The 17,056-nt window shown below is 62.1% G+C and carries 17 protein-coding genes; 11 read left to right on the top strand and 6 right to left on the bottom strand.

From position 1 onward, the window contains the following. Window positions 1–124 precede the first annotated feature (124 nt). Entirely contained in the window at window positions 125–559 is a 435-nt protein-coding gene (locus I2I01_RS10740; RefSeq protein ID WP_196286436.1) for an OsmC family peroxiredoxin, read from the top strand. 187 nt (window positions 560–746) lie between these two features. Then, on the top strand, window positions 747–1,241 hold the full coding sequence (locus tag I2I01_RS10735; RefSeq protein ID WP_196286435.1) for a hypothetical protein: 495 nt from the start codon (window positions 747–749) through the stop codon (window positions 1,239–1,241). Window positions 1,242–1,319: 78 nt separating this feature from the next. Here the strand turns inward: I2I01_RS10735 and dnaA are convergent, their stop codons facing one another. From dnaA to I2I01_RS10720, 3 genes are all read right to left on the bottom strand, one after another. After that, window positions 1,320–2,888 carry a chromosomal replication initiator protein DnaA gene (gene dnaA / locus I2I01_RS10730; RefSeq protein ID WP_196286434.1) on the bottom strand — a complete coding sequence of 523 codons (1,569 nt, stop codon included), beginning with the start codon at window positions 2,886–2,888 and terminating at the stop codon, window positions 1,320–1,322. 342 nt (window positions 2,889–3,230) lie between these two features. Then, the gene (locus I2I01_RS10725) at window positions 3,231–4,163 is read right to left on the bottom strand and encodes a bifunctional metallophosphatase/5'-nucleotidase (protein WP_196286433.1); all 933 of its coding nucleotides are present in this window, start codon (window positions 4,161–4,163) and stop codon (window positions 3,231–3,233) included. A gap of 101 nt (window positions 4,164–4,264) precedes the next feature. Then, window positions 4,265–5,032 carry a 5'-nucleotidase C-terminal domain-containing protein gene (locus I2I01_RS10720; RefSeq protein WP_196286432.1) on the bottom strand — a complete coding sequence of 256 codons (768 nt, stop codon included), beginning with the start codon at window positions 5,030–5,032 and terminating at the stop codon, window positions 4,265–4,267. 190 nt (window positions 5,033–5,222) lie between these two features. On the opposite strand from I2I01_RS10720, the gene I2I01_RS10715 reads away from it, so the two are divergent. The 8 genes from I2I01_RS10715 (at window position 5,223) to I2I01_RS10680 (ending at window position 13,739) form a co-directional block, all read left to right on the top strand. Then, window positions 5,223–7,004: a methylmalonyl-CoA mutase family protein gene (locus I2I01_RS10715; RefSeq protein WP_196286431.1), complete on the top strand. Its 1,782-nt coding sequence runs from the start codon at window positions 5,223–5,225 to the stop codon at window positions 7,002–7,004. A gap of 255 nt (window positions 7,005–7,259) precedes the next feature. Further along, window positions 7,260–9,440 carry a methylmalonyl-CoA mutase gene (scpA, locus tag I2I01_RS10710; protein WP_196286430.1) on the top strand — a complete coding sequence of 727 codons (2,181 nt, stop codon included), beginning with the start codon at window positions 7,260–7,262 and terminating at the stop codon, window positions 9,438–9,440. A gap of 45 nt (window positions 9,441–9,485) precedes the next feature. Next, window positions 9,486–9,902 (top strand): hypothetical protein, encoded by a 417-nt coding sequence (locus I2I01_RS10705; RefSeq protein WP_196286429.1) that lies wholly within the window; start codon window positions 9,486–9,488, stop codon window positions 9,900–9,902. Between the two features lie 620 nt (window positions 9,903–10,522). Further along, window positions 10,523–11,269 carry a hypothetical protein gene (locus I2I01_RS10700; RefSeq protein WP_196286428.1) on the top strand — a complete coding sequence of 249 codons (747 nt, stop codon included), beginning with the start codon at window positions 10,523–10,525 and terminating at the stop codon, window positions 11,267–11,269. A gap of 98 nt (window positions 11,270–11,367) precedes the next feature. After that, window positions 11,368–11,730 carry a DUF1304 domain-containing protein gene (locus tag I2I01_RS10695; protein ID WP_196286427.1) on the top strand — a complete coding sequence of 121 codons (363 nt, stop codon included), beginning with the start codon at window positions 11,368–11,370 and terminating at the stop codon, window positions 11,728–11,730. 29 nt (window positions 11,731–11,759) lie between these two features. Further along, window positions 11,760–12,173, top strand: a complete 414-nt coding sequence (locus I2I01_RS10690; RefSeq protein WP_196286426.1) for a hypothetical protein — start codon at window positions 11,760–11,762, stop codon at window positions 12,171–12,173. 96 nt (window positions 12,174–12,269) lie between these two features. Then, window positions 12,270–13,061 (top strand): SDR family NAD(P)-dependent oxidoreductase, encoded by a 792-nt coding sequence (locus tag I2I01_RS10685; RefSeq protein WP_196286425.1) that lies wholly within the window; start codon window positions 12,270–12,272, stop codon window positions 13,059–13,061. A gap of 135 nt (window positions 13,062–13,196) precedes the next feature. After that, window positions 13,197–13,739: a hypothetical protein gene (locus I2I01_RS10680; protein WP_196286424.1), complete on the top strand. Its 543-nt coding sequence runs from the start codon at window positions 13,197–13,199 to the stop codon at window positions 13,737–13,739. 80 nt (window positions 13,740–13,819) lie between these two features. Here the strand turns inward: I2I01_RS10680 and I2I01_RS10675 are convergent, their stop codons facing one another. Both I2I01_RS10675 and I2I01_RS10670 read right to left on the bottom strand, forming a co-directional pair. Further along, a complete protein-coding gene (locus I2I01_RS10675; RefSeq protein WP_196286423.1) occupies window positions 13,820–14,320 on the bottom strand; it encodes an ankyrin repeat domain-containing protein in 501 nt (166 codons plus the stop codon). An 84-nt stretch (window positions 14,321–14,404) separates the two neighbouring features. Then, window positions 14,405–15,151: a J domain-containing protein gene (locus I2I01_RS10670; protein ID WP_196286422.1), complete on the bottom strand. Its 747-nt coding sequence runs from the start codon at window positions 15,149–15,151 to the stop codon at window positions 14,405–14,407. Between the two features lie 231 nt (window positions 15,152–15,382). On the opposite strand from I2I01_RS10670, the gene I2I01_RS10665 reads away from it, so the two are divergent. Continuing rightward, on the top strand, window positions 15,383–16,285 hold the full coding sequence (locus tag I2I01_RS10665; RefSeq protein WP_196286421.1) for an urease accessory protein UreD: 903 nt from the start codon (window positions 15,383–15,385) through the stop codon (window positions 16,283–16,285). Here the strand turns inward: I2I01_RS10665 and ureG are convergent. Then, entirely contained in the window at window positions 16,282–17,034 is a 753-nt protein-coding gene (ureG, locus tag I2I01_RS10660; RefSeq protein WP_196286420.1) for an urease accessory protein UreG, read from the bottom strand. The two genes, I2I01_RS10665 and ureG, sit on opposite strands and share 4 nt — an antisense overlap. Window positions 17,035–17,056: the final 22 nt, after the last annotated feature.

The raw sequence follows: 17,056 nt of genomic DNA, 5'->3' as shown, positions 1-17,056 counted from the left end.
AACGTCGTTGGCAGGGCCGCGAAGGTACGTTGGGCGTTTTCTTCGGCTACTGTCCAGGCAACCTCTCTACTTTGCCGTCGTTACCACAACTTACCAATTCACCAAACCTCAAATTCATCACATCATGGCAGACCACAAAGGCACCGCCGTCTGGAACGGCGACATCAAAGGCAGCGGCACCCTCACCACCGAAAGCGGCGCCCTCAACGCTCCTTATTCCGTGGGCAGCCGCTTCGAAGGCAAGCAGGGCACCAACCCCGAAGAACTCATCGGCGCGGCCCACGCCGGCTGCTACACCATGTACCTCACCAGCGTGCTCACCAAGCACGGCCACCAGGTGCAGAACATCAAAACCACCAGCACCGTGACGATGAACCCCAACAACGGCCATCCCGTCATCGAGCACATCCACGTGAGCACCGAAGGCCACGTCACTGGCGGCAACATCACCGCCGACGACTTCCAGAAGCACGCCGAGGATGCCAAGGAAAACTGCCCCGTTTCAAAAGTGCTCAGCGCCGTGCCCAAAATGACGCTGGAAGCCAAGTTTGTGGGGTAGCAGCTGTCACTCAGCTCAAGCCTTAAAGACGTCATGCTGAGCGCAGTCGAAGCATCTCTGCCGCATAACTAATCCAGCCGATTGGGTTTACTATTGCAGTGGAGATGCTTCGACTGCGCTCAGCATGACGTTCTGCTTTTGAGCCGGTGCCTCCTATACAAAAAATCTTCGCCCTAAATTTGCAGCTATGCCCACTGGTACCACCCGCATCCGCCTCCGCCCCGCCAACAACTCCCGCGTCCCGTTCTGGGGCCAGATTGCCATCGGCGTCTTCTGGCTGGCCTACGTGCTGTTTGGCATCCTGAGCAACAGCGGGGCAACGGACTTCCATTTCCTGCACTGGGTATTTTTGGTTTTCACCCTCGTCTACCTGGGCTATGTGCTGGTAAACAACGCGCCTGTGTTCGGCACCCAGAGCTACCTTGAGTTTACGCCCGGCTACATCGTGCACAAAAACGGTCTGTTCCGCCCCAAGCAGGTATTCGCCGCCGAAAACATTGCCGCGCTGGAGCTGAAGCCCGCCGTGCTGCGCGTGCGCCAGAAAGACGGCGAAATCTACGCCCTCAACCTGCGCGAGGTAAAAGGCAAGCGCCGCAAGCTGAGCTTTCGCGAGCAAGTGCGGGAGTTTGCCGCCAAGCACAACGTGCCCCTGCAGGAAGTAAGCCCAACAGCGGCGTCCTGATTACCTCTCCCCGAAATTAAAAGAGGGCTGAAGACACACAGGTTGTCTTCAGCCCTCTTTCTTTTAGGCAGAATTTGCCTATTTCTTGGCGAACTTCTTCCGCAGCTCGTCCACTTGGTCGCGGAATTTCTTATCCGAATCCACCAAGTCCGACACGGTTTGCACCGAGTGCATCACGGTGGTGTGGTCGCGGCCGCCGAAGTGGAAGCCAATGGTTTTCAGCGTGTGGGCCGTGTGGTGCTTGGCAAAGTACATGGCCACCTGCCGGGCCGTCACCACTTCCTTCTTGCGGGTCTTGTCCTTGAGCAAATCAACCGAGATGTTGAAATACGCGGCCACAGTCTTCTGAATGAAGTCGAGGTTCACCTCGGCTTCTACTTCTTCGATGATGTGGCGCAGGGCCTGCTTCACCATTTCCAAGTCGATGTCGCGGCGGCTGAGGCTGCTCTGGGCCACCAGCGAGGCAATGACGCCTTCCAGCTCGCGCACGTTGGTGTGCACCGAATTGGCCAGGTAGTCCACCACGTGGTCTGGCGGAATGTCGATGCCGTCCTGCTCCATCTTGTTGCGGATGATGGCCACCCGCGTCTCGAAGTCAGGACTTTGCACGTCGGCCGTCAGGCCCCATTTGAAACGATTCAGCAGCCGGTCCTCCAGGCCCTGCAGGTCTTTGGGCGGCCGGTCGGAAGTCATCACAATCTGCTTGCCCGACTGGTGCAAGTGGTTGAAAATGTGGAAGAACATCTCCTGCGTCTTGCCCTTGTTGGCCAGAAACTGCACGTCGTCCAGAATCAGGGCATCGACCTGCAGATAGAAGTTTGCAAAGTCCTGCACCTGCGCACGCTGCACGCTGTCGATGAACTGGTTGGTGAACTTCTCGGCCGACACGTAGAGCACAAACCGCTCGGGCGCCGTGGCCTTAATGTGGTTGCCGATGGCCTGCACCAAGTGCGTCTTGCCGAGGCCCACGCCGCCGTACACCATCAGCGGGTTAAAGCTGGTGGTACCGGGCTTGTTGGCCACGGCGAGGCCGGCCGAGCGGGCCAGACGGTTGCAGTCGCCCTCGATGTAGTTGTCGAAGGTATAAGAGCCGTTGAGCTGGGAGGGCACGATGTTGCCGTCCATGGGCTTGGCCTGCTCGAAGGGGTTGCGCGGCGGGGCCACGGTTTCGACGCCGGCCAGGGTATTGGTGCCGAAGTTGCTGCGCTGCGCAGCCCGCACCGCGCCCGAGTTCACGTAGCGGGCCGAGCCGGCGCGGGCGCTGCCTGCCAGCGGGTTGCTGACGGGTGCGGGCTGGGGGGCCGGCGCCTGGGGCGTGTCGCGCGGGTCGGGAGCAGCGGCTTTGCGGGGCGGGGGCAGGTGCAGCGTTTTGGGCTGCGACTGCGAGTTGCCCTGGTCTACCACTACGCTGTATTCGAGGCGGCCTTCGGGGCCCAGCTGCTGGAAGAGGGCGCGGCGCAGTTCGTCCACGTAGTGCTCCTCCAGCCAGTCGTAGAAATAGGCGCTCGGCACCTGAATGGTCAGCACGTTGCCTTTAAGCTCCACCGGCACAATGGGCTGGAACCACGTCTTAAAGCTCTGCTCCCCGATTTCCGCCGAGATGCTGCGCAGGCAGCCAGCCCAAACCGTGCGAAAATCCTTGAGCATGAGAGCAGTTAGACAATAATCCGGCGCAGGCCGGCAACAAAAACGGAAGCCGAAATAGCTCCATAGAAGGAGCTTTATTTTTTAGGGGGGGACAAAATTGTGGAAAACTTCGCGAGAAAAAAAGCGTGTTTGCCCTTGCTTTTTCGCTAGTTCTAGCAGGACCGTACCACATTCGGTCAATGCCATTTTTTTCTGGCCAAACCCATCGAAAGCTTCCTCAGACTTTTTAACGGGCGCTTGCCATTGGTGTGGTAGCTCAGGCTGAAAAAAAATAACAAAAGGCACTCCGGCCAATTGCCGAAGTGCCCTTTAACGTCAGCACCGTCCGGAAATGATTCCCGGTTAACCAATTATTTCGCGCACCGGCAATACCGCCGCCTGCGCCAGCCCGGCCCGCTTGGTTTTGGGCGAAAATTCGTAGTCGAGCCGGCCCAGGTTGATGCCCGACCAACCCACCTGGTTGATGAGCGTAGCGCGGCCGTCGGGGCTGGTGATGGGCTCCGGGGCGTCCATAAACGTGTGGGTGTGCCCGCCGAGGATGAGGTCGATGCCCGACACCTGAGCGGCCAGCTTACGGTCGTCGAGCTTGGCATTTTCGTACTTGTAGCCGAGGTGTGAGAGGCAAATAACCAGGTCGCAGCGCTCGGGGCCGCGCAGCTGGGCGGCCATCTCCTTGGCTTTGGCCACAGGGTCAAGGTACACGGTCTGGCCAAAGTTTTTGTCGGCCACCAAGCCGCTCAACTCAATGCCCAGCCCGAACACTCCGATGCGGATGCCTTGCTTCTCAAACACCTTATAGGGCGCGAAGCGGCCGGCAAGCGGCGTTTTCGAGAAGTCGTAGTTGGCGATGAGGAAGGGGAAGGTGGCGTTGGGCAGCTGTTTCTGCAAGCCTTCCAGGCCGTTGTCGAAGTCGTGGTTGCCGAGGGTACTGGCGTCGTAGCCCATCTGGCTCATGAGCTTGTATTCGAGCTCGCCGCCGAAGAAGTTGAAGTAGGGCGTGCCCTGGAAAATATCGCCCGAGTCGAGGAGCAGCACGTTGGGCTCTTTGGCCCGAATGTCCTTGATGAGGGCCGCGCGCCGCGCCATGCCGCCCATGCCGGCCCACTGCCCGCCGTTGTCGGGAAAGGGCTCGATGCGCGAATGCATGTCGTTGGTGTGCAGGATGGTGAGCTTGAGCGGGGCCTTGGCGGCTTCGGCCGAGTTGGTAAGGCCGCCCAGCACAGTGAGGCCGGCGGTGCCTAGTAGGGAATTGCGGAGGAATTCGCGGCGCTTCATAAAAGCAGTTATCAGTTAGCAGTGAACAGTTAGCAAAGAATTAGAAATCCTTGTACAGCCAACAGTGAACTGCTAACTGTTCACTGCTAACTGCTAACTGTTTAATTGGCCTTTATCCGGCCTTCGATGCGGGCCGTGACCGGCTGCCCGGCTTTGGTGAGCGCACGGATGTGGTCGGCAATGGCGGTGCGAAGCAGCACGTTGGTGTGGCGGGGCACAATGGTTTTGAAAAACGCCATGTTATCGCCGCCGGTGGCCAGGTAATCGGAAATGGCAATGGGATAAGTGCGGTTTTCGTTCACGTCGAAGGGCTGGCCGCCGATGCGGATGTCTTTGGGCTGGCCATCGAAAGTGATGGTGTAGGTGGCACCGGACACAGCCATTTTGTTGTGGGCAGCGTAGTCGAACAGCTGCTGCACCACCGGGCCGGGCGCGTCGAGCACCACCAGCTCGTTCTCGAAGGGCATCAGCTCAAATACTGAACCCAGCGTGACAGGCCCGGCCGCGAAGCCGGCGCGCAGGCCGCCGTTGGTCATCACGCCCAACGGGATGGGCTGTTTCAGCTCCTGGCTGGCGCGCGTGCGCTGCAGGTCGGCCACGAAGTTGGACAGCAGGTTTTCGCCGGGGCCTTTGGTGAGCGGGGCGGGCGCGGTGCCCAACACGGCGGTCATTTGGGACGTCACTTTGTCGTGGTAGGGCGCAATGAGGGCCGCCACGGCCGGGTCTTCGACTTGGGCTTTGCCCACCGGCTGGCTGGTGACGGGCGCAAAATGAGCCGTGGGCGCGTAAGCGGCGCGCTGGCAGCCGGCGGCAAGTGTCAGGGCTAGCAGGCCGGAAGCAAGGGCAGTCCGAAACGAATGATGCAGCATGAAAATAACGGAAACGGGCCCGGCACGTAAGGCCGGAGCAAGGTTTCTGCAAAGCTACGCGGTGAATCCGCCTGCCGTATGCCGGCACGGGCGGCTTCGCACCAGCGGCGGTATCTTTCGGCCTGTTTTCGGCTGGCTCTGGTTTCGCGAAGCCAGCAGCAAGCCCCCGCGAAAAGTTAATTTAATGTCCATGTCCGATACCCCGGTCGCGCCTTCTGTTTCATTTGCTGAATTTCCGGCCGTGACCACCGCCGAATGGCAGGCCCGCCTCGCCCGCGACCTCAAGGGCCAGGACCCAGCCGCCCTGCGCTGGCCCTTGCCCGATGGCTTCACGGTGGAGCCCTTCTACCACCGCGAAGCCCTGACGGCGCTGGGCGGCGCGCCCGCGCCCCTGCCCCACCCCGTGAGCCCCTGGCTGAACGTGCCGGCCATACCGGTGCCGGCCGGTGACGGCCGCGCGGCCGTAGACCAGGCCGTGCTGGCCCTGGCCGGCGGCGCCGACGGCGTGCATTTCCTGTTGACCGACGCCACGGCGTTCGCCGCGCATTACCTGGCCGAGCAGCTGCCACTGGCCCGCACCTTTGTGGGCTACACCGTGGCCGACAAGCCCGATGTGCTGCTGAGCCAACTCGTGGATGCGGCGCCCGGCACGGCGTTTCGCGGCTTCCTGCGCTTTGCGCCGGGCCCCGTGCCCGAGGGCGCCGAGCTGGCCGACTACCGTGCTGCCCTGCGCCGTTGCGTGCGCCTGAGCTCGGGCATGCCCGATTTCCGCGCCCTGGCCGTAAACGGAGCGTTTTTTGGCAACCGCGGGGCCACCACTGTGCAACAGATTGCCTTCACGCTGAACACCGCCGCCGCCCTGCTGGCCGAGCTGCCCGACGCCGAAACCACCCTGGCCGAAGTGGCTGCTGCCCTGCACCTGCACGTGGCCGTCACGCCCAGCTACTTCCCCGAGATTGCCAAGCTACGGGCCCTGCGCCGGCTGTGGGCCACGTTGCTGCACGGCTTTGGCCTGCCGGCTTCGCTCAATGCCAACCTGCGCATCCATGCCGCCACGGCCTCCTGGACCATGACCACGTTGGACCCGCACACCAACCTGCTGCGCCACACCACCGAAGCTATGAGCGCGGTGCTGGGCGGGGCCGATTCGTTGAGCGTAGCCCCCTTCGATGCCTTGTTTGCCGAAGCCAACGACTTTTCGAGCCGCCTGGCCCGTAACCTATCCATTTTGCTGCGCGAGGAATCGGGCCTGGGCCAGGTGCAGGACCCGGCGGCCGGCTCCTATTTCATTGAAACCCTCACCGACCAGCTGGCCCAGGAAGCCTGGCTGCAATTTCAGCGCGTGGAAACGGCCGGGGGGCTGCCGGCGGCGCGGGGGCAGATGCTGGACGAAATCAAGGCCGTGACCACCGAGACGTTCCGGCGCATTGCCAGCGGCCAGCAGGTGATAGTGGGCACCAACCGCTTCCAGAACCAGCGGGAACAATTCAGCTTTCACCCCAAGAAGCTGCTGCGCTCCTCGACCTTCGACGTGACCCGCGCGGCCTACCCCACCGAGGTGCTGCGCCTGGCCACGGCCCTGCACTTCGAGCGCCGCGAGAAGAAAAGCAAGCGCGCCGCCGTGGTGCTGCTGGGCACCAACACCAACCAGGTGATTATGGAAACCTTCGTGCAGATGCTGATGCCGCACGAACGGCCCGAAATAGCGGCCAGCCACCCGCCGGGCACGCTGTCGGTGCTCTACTCCTCGCCCGAGGAGGCCACACTGATGTATGCCACGCCCGAGCAGTTCCAGAAGTTTGCCCGCTTCATCTACCAGATTCCGCACGAAAAGCAGCACTTCATCCCCCCCGCCCTGCTCAGCTCCGACCTGGCCACCCTGCACGAGGCCGTGCGCGTGTTCGGCTTCAAGGAAATGAAGGTGCAGGGCTATACCACGGAGGAAGTGCTGGCACGCCTGCAGGGGCGGTAAGCGCCCCGCCTGTCATTGCGAGGGCGAAGCCAGCAGCAACCGAAGGACAGCGTAGCTAATCCGTTCTGTTCTCAGCGACCAACCTAATAATGTGACAAACTCTTTCACGAGAGTCAGACCTTTTATTTAAACAAAAGAAGCGTCTCCAAAAAGCGCTTCTCACATCTCGGGGCTTAGCGCATTGAGAGGACGGATTGCCGCGTTGCGCTGCGCTCCACTCGCAATGACAGACGTTCCACCTGCCGTTTCCCACCTATGAAGCCCGACTTCTCTTCCATTCCCTACAACGCCGCCGCGGCGCCCGCCGCTACCGCCGCTTCGGAAACTGCCGCTACCACCACGCCTGAGGGCATTGCCATTAAGCCCGTGTACACGGCGGCCGACGTGGCCGGCCTCGACCACCTGGGTTTCGGCGCGGGGCAGGCGCCCTACCTGCGCGGGCCCTACGCCTCGATGTACACCCAGAACCCGTGGACCATCCGGCAGTACGCGGGCTTCTCGACGGCCGAGGAATCAAACGCGTTTTACCGACGCAACCTAGCCGGCGGGCAGAAGGGGTTGAGCGTGGCTTTTGATTTGGCCACCCACCGCGGCTACGACTCCGACCACCCCCGCGTGCAGGGCGACGTGGGCAAGGCCGGCGTAGCCATCGACTCGGTGGAGGACATGAAAATCCTCTTCGACCAGATTCCGCTGGACCAGATGTCGGTGAGCATGACCATGAACGGGGCGGTGCTGCCGGTACTGGCCTTCTACATTGTAGCGGCTGAGGAGCAGGGCGTGAGCCCGGAAAAGCTGTCGGGCACTATTCAGAACGACATTCTGAAGGAATTTATGGTGCGCAACACCTATATCTACCCGCCCGCGCCGAGCATGCGCATTATCGCCGACATCTTCAGCTACACGGCGGCGAAGATGCCCAAGTTCAACAGCATTAGCATCTCGGGCTACCACATGCAGGAAGCCGGCGCCACCGCCGACCTGGAGCTGGCCTACACCCTGGCCGACGGCCTGGAATATGTGCGCGCCGGCCTGGCCGCGGGTATGAAGATAGACGAGTTTGCCCCGCGCCTGAGCTTTTTCTGGGCCATTGGCATGAACCACTTTATGGAGATTGCCAAGCTGCGCGCCGGCCGCCTGCTCTGGGCCAAGCTCATTAAGCAGTTTAACCCGACCAATCCCAAGAGCCTGGCCTTGCGCACGCACTGCCAGACTTCGGGCTACTCCCTCACCGAGCAGGACCCTTACAATAACGTGGCCCGCACGGCCATTGAGGCTCTGGCCGCGGCCTTGGGCGGCACCCAAAGCCTGCACACCAACGCCCTCGACGAGGCCATTGCCCTGCCCACCGACTTCTCGGCCCGCATTGCCCGCAACACCCAGCTCTACCTGCAGCACGAAACCGACATCACTAAAGTAGTGGACCCCTGGGGCGGCAGCTACTACGTCGAAACCCTCACCCACGAGCTGGCCGATAAGGCCTGGGCCCTCATTCAGGAGGTAGAAGCCCTTGGCGGCATGGCCAAGGCCATCGAAACCGGTCTGCCCAAGCTGCGCATCGAGGAAGCCGCCGCCCGCAAGCAGGCCCGCATCGACTCTGGCAAGGAAATCATCGTGGGTGTGAACAAGTACCAGACCACCGAGAAAACGGAGGTCGAAGTGCTCGACATCGACAACGATGCCGTACGCACCAGCCAGATTACCCGCCTAAAGCAAGTGCGTGCCAACCGCGACGAGGTGGCAGTGAAAGTGGCCTTGGCCGCGATTACCGAAGCCGCGGGCACCCGCCTTGAGGACCTGGGCAATTCCAGCCAGAACGAAACTCAACCCTCAACCCTCAACTCTCAAAACTTACTGGCCCTGGCCGTGACCGCCGCCCGCGCCCGCGCCACCCTCGGCGAAATCTCTGATGCCTTGGAAGCCCAGTTTGGCCGGCACCAAGCCACCACGCGCACCGTGGCGGGCGTTTATTCGCAGGAAATGTCGCACAACGAAGCCTTCGAACAGGCCCGCGCCGCCGCCGATGCCTTTGCCGCCCGCGAAGGCCGCCGCCCCCGCATGCTGGTAGCCAAGATGGGCCAGGACGGCCACGACCGCGGCGCCAAAATCATTGCCACCAGCTTCGCCGACGTTGGCTTCGACGTCGACCTCGCCCCCCTGTTCCAAACGCCCGCCGAAGTGGCCCGCCAGGCCGCCGACAACGACGTGCACGTGGTGGGCGTGAGCAGCCTCGCCGCCGGCCACAAAACCCTGCTGCCCCAGCTGCTACAGGAGCTGAAGCAGCTGGGCCGCGAAGACATTCTGGTGATTGCCGGCGGCGTCATCCCCGCCCAAGATTACCAGTTCCTCTACGATGCGGGCGTGGCCGGTGTGTACGGGCCGGGCACGGTCATCGCCACCGCGGCGCTGGAGATTCTGGAGAAGCTGGGGGAGTAGGTAAACAATAGGGCGTAACCAAAGCCACCTTTCAAGCGGCAGTACATGAAGCCCTACTACACTTCCAGAAGCCTGCTCGTCACGTTTCTCCCTCTGCTGGTATTTTTTCTGTTATACAAAGGGTTTGTTTACCTCTATCTGCGGCAGCACGAGTTTTGGGCTGAACAGGATTGGGGCTACTTGGTTCTTCTGATTGCAACGCTGGCCCGCGTAGGCAGGCTATGCAAAGTAGAACTCTCAACGTCCGCCGATGCCATAAACTACCTTCGGTTGTTACACTGGCGTGCCGTCGCCTATGATGCGCTTTGTGGCGTATTGGGCCCAGGAGTGTTGCTGCCAGTGGTAGGGTTTGTTGTAGTAGCACAGACCGAGTATTTGCTGATGCTATTCAGCTATTGCAGCATAGCTGTCGGCATCAGCCTGTTTCTTGAACTTCGCTGGGCCAAGCATTTCGTGAACTAGCCCGCGTTTTCGGTAGCAACTCGCTTCTTCTCATCTGGATTGCAGCCTCCATCCCCATGCTCCTCCTCGCTGCCCTCAACCGCCTCAACGCCGACCTCGACGCCTTGCGCCCCTGCCCCCGGAACGGGGGCAACGGAGGCTGCAACAGGCTCAGTAGCGACTATCTTTCCTCCAGGCCCACCCCAACCGGCGGGCCTTCTTTTTGCCCGTTGCCCCTCCCCGACCGATGCCGGCTCCCGGCTTGCCACTGGGGTTGCTTGAATGCTCAATGCGCCCACCACTCCCGCACCCACGCGACCGGCAGGGCCAAACCTACTCCAGTCAACTGAACCGCATCGGCTCACTGCTGGCGGCGCTTAAAAAGCGGCTTGGAAATACTTCCAGGCCGCTTTGGTTTTATACAGGGCACCTCCAGGCAGCCAAACGCCTACGCACACCACTTAGCACACCAAAAAAGTCGAAGTTTAAAGTCTCTTTTCACAATTGCTTATTCAGTCATATTTTCATTATAATTCAGTAAGTTACACGCATAAAAGCAGGGAAAATTACTTAATTCAAAAGTCCCAAAAACCCAAAAGTTGATTGGCAAGCGGGTATACGGCTCCTGTACGTTTGCCAGCATGGAAACCAACCTCACTCCCGCCACGCGCCGGACGCGCTTCTTCCCCCTGGGCCTGCTGTGCGCGGCCCTTTTCAGCAGCCCGTTGGCCCACGGGCAGGAAGCGCCGCAGCGCGCCACGTTCATTGGCCTCTCGGCCGGGCTGGGCAGCAGCCTGGCGCCCGGCGCCATGCAGCAGTTGGATATGTCGCAGGGCTCGTACCTGGCCCCCACCGGCGGCCTCGGCGGGGCAGTGTCGGCGGCCCTGCTCACGCGGGTACAGCGCGGCCGTTGGTTTGCCCAGCCCGAGCTGCGCTACCAGGAAGTTTTTTCGGCTCCTTTTGAATACCCCGGCGGCGGCGGGGGCTACGGGTCGCTGTTCAGTGGCCGGCCAAAAATCAGTTTCCACGCCCGGCAGTTTGCCGGCAGCGCGCTGGGCGGCTATTATTTCGGGCCCCAGCAACAATACTATGCCTTGTTTGGGCCCGCCGTGGCCTTCCGCCACGGCAACGACGCCGTGCCCGCTCCCAACCCCACCGACGGCGCCAACAGCAGCTACGCCTACGTGATGGACCAAGCCCCAGAGAAAACCCAGTGGCAGCTGCACGGCGGCGTGGGCCGCTGGGGCAAGCACTTCGACGTGGAGCTGCGTTACGCCTATGGCCTCACGCCGCTGGTGCGGCAAGTGGAGTTCAACAACCAGGCCTACGATTACAAGGTGCGCGCCAGCACCCTCACGCTCACGCTGGGCTACCACCTGCCGCTGTAAGCGGCCCCGGCCACGGGCGAAGCCAGAGATAATAGGGGCCTCGCGGGTTTCCCGGAAATAACCGTAAGTTGGCCCATCCTAACCACTTCGCCCCCGCTATGCACCTGCTCGCCCAAGTTCTCATCGGCCTCGTAGCTGCCATTCACTTTTATATCCTGTGGCTGGAAATGTTTGCCTGGACCACGCGTGGGCCAAGAACTTTTCGCTCGCTGCGGCCCGAGTTGTTTGAGCCCACCAAAGTGCTGGCTGCCAACCAAGGCTTGTACAATGGCTTTCTGGCCGCCGGCCTGGTGTGGTCGTTGCTGATTGCCGACCCAGCCTGGCACCGCTACGTAGCCACGTTTTTCCTGGGCTGCGTGGCGGTAGCGGGGCTATATGGAGCGGCCACGGCCGGCCGGCGCATCCTGCTGGTGCAAACCCTGCCCGCGCTGCTGGCGCTAGCGGCGTTGTGGCTGGCGTAGCAGCGCACAAACAGCTTTACCTTTGCAGGGTGAATTCAACCCTGCGCTATTTCAGCAATCCGGCGGCGTCTATTTCCTACTTATCAGCCGGATACGTGCGGCTCGACTGGCAGCCCCTGACGGCTTCGGTCGCCGAGCTGCGCGCCATTTACGAGCACGTGCTGCAGGCCATGCAGCAGCACCGCTGCACTGCCCTGATGACCGTGCACAACCAGCGCCCGCCCATGCCGCTGGAGGTACAAACCTGGCTGGCGCACGACTGGATGCCCCGCGCCGTGGCCGAGGTGGGCTACAGCCGCTGCGCCATTGTGGAGGCTACCACGCCGCTTAGCCGGCTGGCCGCCCGGGCCGTGGGCGCCGACATGGGCCCGGCCCTGCAGTTCCGGTACTTCGACACCGCAGAAAAAGCCGATGCCTGGCTGCGCGGCACGGCGGCTGGCTAAAAGGAAGCGCAGCGCTCAATGTTATTGGCACGGGGCAGCATACTATTCCGGGGTTGGTTGGTTTAGGAGTGAATTTCATTTTCTCCTGGCTATTTCATGGATTTGCAACTCACCGATAAGCTGGCCCTTGTCACGGGCTCCACTGCTGGCATAGGGCTGGCCATTGCCCGCCGCCTGGCCGCCGAGGGCGCCGAAGTCATTATTACGGGCCGCACCGAAGCACGCATTGCGGAGGCCCGCGCCGCCATTCTGGCCGAGACGCCGCAGGCCCGGGTGCGCGGCGTGGCCGTCGATTTCGGTAAGGCCGACGAAGTGGCGCACCTGCTGCGCGAGGTGCCCCGCGTCGACCTGCTGGTGAACAACGTGGGCATTTTCGAGCCCAAGCCTTTCGCCGACATTCCTGACGAGGATTGGATGCGCTTCTTCGAGGTGAACGTGCTAAGCGGGGTGCGCCTCTCGCGCCAATATTTCCCGCAGATGCTGGCCGCGAGCTGGGGCCGCATCCTGTTTATTTCGAGCGAATCGGCCCTGCAGATTCCGCAGGAAATGATACACTACGGCACCACCAAAACGGCCCAGCTGGCCGTGGCCCGCGGCCTGGCCGAGCTCACCAAGGGCACCGGCGTCACCGTAAACTCTGTGCTGCCCGGCCCCACGGCCTCGGAGGGGGTCGAGGAATTTATTGCAAAGCTGGCTGGGGAGGGCAAGAGCAGAGAGGAAGCCGAGCACGACTTCTTCCGCAACGACCGTCCCACTTCGCTGCTGCAGCGTTTCATCAGCACCGATGAGGTGGCCAGCATGGTGGCTTTTCTGTGCAGTCCGCTGGCGGCGGCCACCAACGGCGCCTCTGTGCGGGTAGATGGCGGCGTGGTGCGCAGCATCGGCTAAGCATTCACTAACAATTTTTTAGCGGCGCCGGGCAACCGGGGCCGCGCAGCGTGCATCTGGCGCTGTGGTACCGGTCTTGCGCGTGCGGGGCCGGCGCCACAGCGCTTTTTTCTGGCACGCTTCACCTTTCTGCAAATGCTCAAATCAATGTTCTTATTAGCCGGCGCCCTGCTGCTGGGCCGCGCGGCCCAGGCCCAAGCCCCGGCAGCGGAGGTAAAAGCCCTCACGGCCCGGCTCAACCAACTCATGGCCGACCCCAAATCCAAGGATGATGATACCGAAGTGCGCGTGTCGCTGGCCGACTGCGGCTTCCGCCAAACCATTCGCAAATTCCGCAAGCCCGACAAAACCAGCACCACCAACATTGCGATAAGCAACAGCAAAAACGGCAGCAGCTGGGGCTTCCGCAGCGACGAAAACGTGGAGCTGGAGCTCACTCTGGCCCAGGAATGGGCCGAAGTGGGCTCGGTGACCTACGCCGCCAAGGAGCACGAGAAAGGCGGCGGACGCTACTACGAGCTCACCGTAAAGCGCCGCGAAAACCACAAGGGCAAGGCCGCATCGGGCCTGGCGGCCACCATCACCCTCTCGCTCAATACCGATAACGAAAAGGAGGTGGCGGCCCTGGCCAAGCGCCTTGACGAGGTGCGGCAGCAATGCACCAGCCGCCGGGGCTAGGCGTCATCATTACTAAAAACGTCATGCTGCGCGCAGCATGACGTTTTTATTTCTCTCAGATTATAAGCCTTTTAGAGGCCCTATGCTTCCGGCGGGGCGCCGCCGAGCAGCGTCCAGGCTTCTTCGTTGCCTTGCTGGCCGGCCAGGTGCAGGGCGGTGAGCCCACGCACGTCTTTGATGGTGGTGTCGGCGCCGGCTTCGAGGAGGAGGCGCACCAGCGCGTTGCGGCCAAACATGGTGGCAAACATGAGGGCGGTGCCGCCGTTGCCGTTTTGCAGGTTGAGGTCGGCGCCGCGCTCGATGAGCAGGCGGGCCACGTCGGGGTAGCCCTTGAAGCTGACGCCCATCAGGGCGCTGTTGCCGGTGACGTCCTGAATGTTGGGATCGGCGCCGGCGTTGAGCAGCATTTTCACGGCGTCGTAGTGGTCGTCGTAGGAAGCGAGGATGAGCGGCGTAAAGCCTTTGGCGTTGGCCGTGTTGACGTCGAGGCCTTGGCCCAGCAGCTCATGTAGGGTGGCTACATCGCCGCGGCGGGCGGCATCAAACAGCAAATCTTCGGGCTGCGCGGAAGTGAATGACATGAAAAACTGAAAACAAAAGGGTGATATCCGGCTGCAAGTACGGCAAAGCCCGACGGCGGGCTACGCGTCCAGGGTGGTTCTACGTCAAAAACAAAGGAGAATGACGAGTGTAAGCACGGTTAATAACCCGCTCACGACAGCCGTGTTCACGTAAGTTTCGGCTCGCAGGCCTGGCCACACGCCCACGCCGGCCACCGCCCCCAGCAGCACTGGCAGCAGAAAAAACGTGCCGTAGATGGTGCCCGCATAAGGCTGAAACGGCGCCGGCCCATCGGGCGACTCGGCCGAGCTGACCTTGCTTACCACCCCTAGCAGCGGCGTTTGCCACACCTCGATGGTTTGCCCGGACCGCACCCGGTGGCTGATGGCACTAGGCAGCCGGAACACGGCGTGCTCGGTGCGCACGCGGTAGGCAATCTGCGGGTCGGACAGCGACACCGATACCGAAATAGGGAAGCGGCTGCGCACGGTTTCGTGGGCAAGGTGGCGCAGCGGCAGGCCCCAGTCGAGCCCCAGCAGCAGGCAGCAGGCCAGCACGGCTACGTTGAAGCTGCGGGCCAGGCGCGCTAACCGGGCCAGCCGCATTTCATCGCGCTGCCGGTCCGACGGTGGCGCGGCGGGCTCTTGGGTGAGGAGCAGGTCGTAGGCCACACGGCGACGTGCGTGGCCCAGGATTTCGTAGCCGGTTTCGACCTCGGCCAGGCGGGCTTTCATGGCGCGGTCGTGGGCGGCCAGGCGCTTGAGGCGGGTGCGCTGCTGCAAGTAGCCCTGGGTGATTTCCTGCGCCGTGGCCGTGGGGGCCACGCCCAGCAGGCGGTAATAATTCTGCATAAGTGAAAGCGCGGCAAGGCCCTAAAATACAGGTAACCGGGCTATTTCGAAAACGTGATTGGGCCGTTGGGTATTGCTTTCCATGGCGAGACCTGACGGTAGAATAAGCTGGGAAAGGCAGCGAAACGCGAATTATAAAGTGCGCGCTCCACGCTACCAGCCAAACTCTCACCAAAAGCCAGGAATCAGAATGCTGGGCAGGCGGGCTGGAAGGCCGTACTTCGCAGCCTTATGACTGTTGACTCGGCCACCTCTCCCCTTTCGCTAGCCCTTCCTTCGCCCGCCGCCCCCGCCTGGAGTGTGCTGGACGTGGCCGAGGTGCGCGGCCGCTCGCGGCTGGTGGCCTGCCAAAACATCCAGCCGCTGAAGCTGCTGCAACCCGCCTCGCACGGCCGGGCGGCGCACGTGGTGCTGAGCAGCTACGGCGGCGGCCTGGTGGCCGGCGATATTATTCGCCTGCGCGTGTCGGTTCAGGCGGAGGCGCGGCTCATTATCAGCACGCAGGCCAGTACCCGGGTTTTTCGGTCCATCGATGGGGCCGTGGCCGAGCAGCACACCGTGGGCGAGCTGGCCGAAAATGCCCTGGCCGTGGTTTTTCCCGACCCGGTGGTGCCGCAGGCCGCCAGCCGCTACCGGCAGGTGCAGGAGTGGCAGCTGCATCCATCGTCGCTGCTGGTACTGGTCGACTGGTTTCACTCCGGCCGCATGGACCAGGGCGAACGGTTCGCCTTTACGTCGCTGCATTCGGAGCTGCGCGTGCGGGTGGGCGGCCGGCTGGTACTGCTGGACCGGTTTGCGTTTCAACCCGAAGACCACATTGCCGCTTCGCCAGCCAATTTCGCGGGCTATCAAACCTTCTTTTCCGTGTTTGTAGTGGGCAGCGCCCACGACGCACGCGTCCAACTCCTTGCCGAGCTGCTGACGCGCCAGCAGATGCCCGGCAGCACCGAGCCCCATTTCACCCTTGCAGGTCAGGAATTTATGGTATCGGTGACGCGTGCGCGGGAAAACGTATGGGTGTTGCGGGCCGCCGCGCACAGCCGCCTGGCCCTGCAGCCGCTGTGCGATGCACTGCTGGCTGGTCTGGCCAATGAATGGCTGCTGGGGTACAATCCACTGGCGCGGAAATACTAGCGCCGGTCTTCGCGCACGGCGGCCAATGCCCGCGCTTTGGCGTCTTTAATGTGGGCAATAATCTCGTCTAGCCCGTGCCCGTCGATGGCGCGGGCGAACAGGAAAGGGCCCTCACCGCGCATCTTCTTCGAGTCGCGCTCCATCACGCCGAGGTCGGCCTTGATGAGGTCTTTGAGGTCGATTTTATTGATGATGAGCAAGTCCGACTGCGTGATGCCGGGGCCGCCCTTGCGCGGGATTTTGTCGCCACCCGACACGTCGATGACATAAATGGAATAATCGACCAGCTCGCGGCTAAAGTGGGCGGCCAGGTTGTCGCCGCCGCTCTCTACGAACAGGTACTCAAGTCCGTAATCGAAGCGCTGCATCAGGCCTTCCAACGCGTCCATATTCAGGGAAATGTCCTCGCGAATGGCGGCGTGCGGGCAACCTCCGGTTTCGACGCCCACAATGCGGTTTTCATCCAGGGCGCTGTTGCGAATGAGAAACTCGGCGTCTTCGCGGGTGAAAATGTCATTCGTCACCACGCCCAGCTCGAACTCGTGGCGCATGCGTTCGCACAAGGCCTTGAGCAGCGCCGTTTTGCCCGTGCCCACTGGCCCGCCGATGCCCACCGTGAAAGCCCGCTTGCGAAAGTTGCGGTGGCTGGGCAGCCGTCGGGTTTCGCGCTCGTTGAAGTCGCCGGGCGATTCGTAGGCCTCGTGCTGGTGGCCGTGGAGGAGAAGGGCAAGTTTTTCAACAAAAGCCATGTTTATAATGGTTAACGGTTAG

The sequence above is a fragment of the Hymenobacter properus genome (assembly GCF_015694735.1).
In the GTDB taxonomy this organism is placed as follows: domain Bacteria; phylum Bacteroidota; class Bacteroidia; order Cytophagales; family Hymenobacteraceae; genus Hymenobacter; species Hymenobacter properus.
Note: the sequence above shows the minus strand (reverse complement) of the source record. Positions and strands in the feature narration are given on the sequence as shown.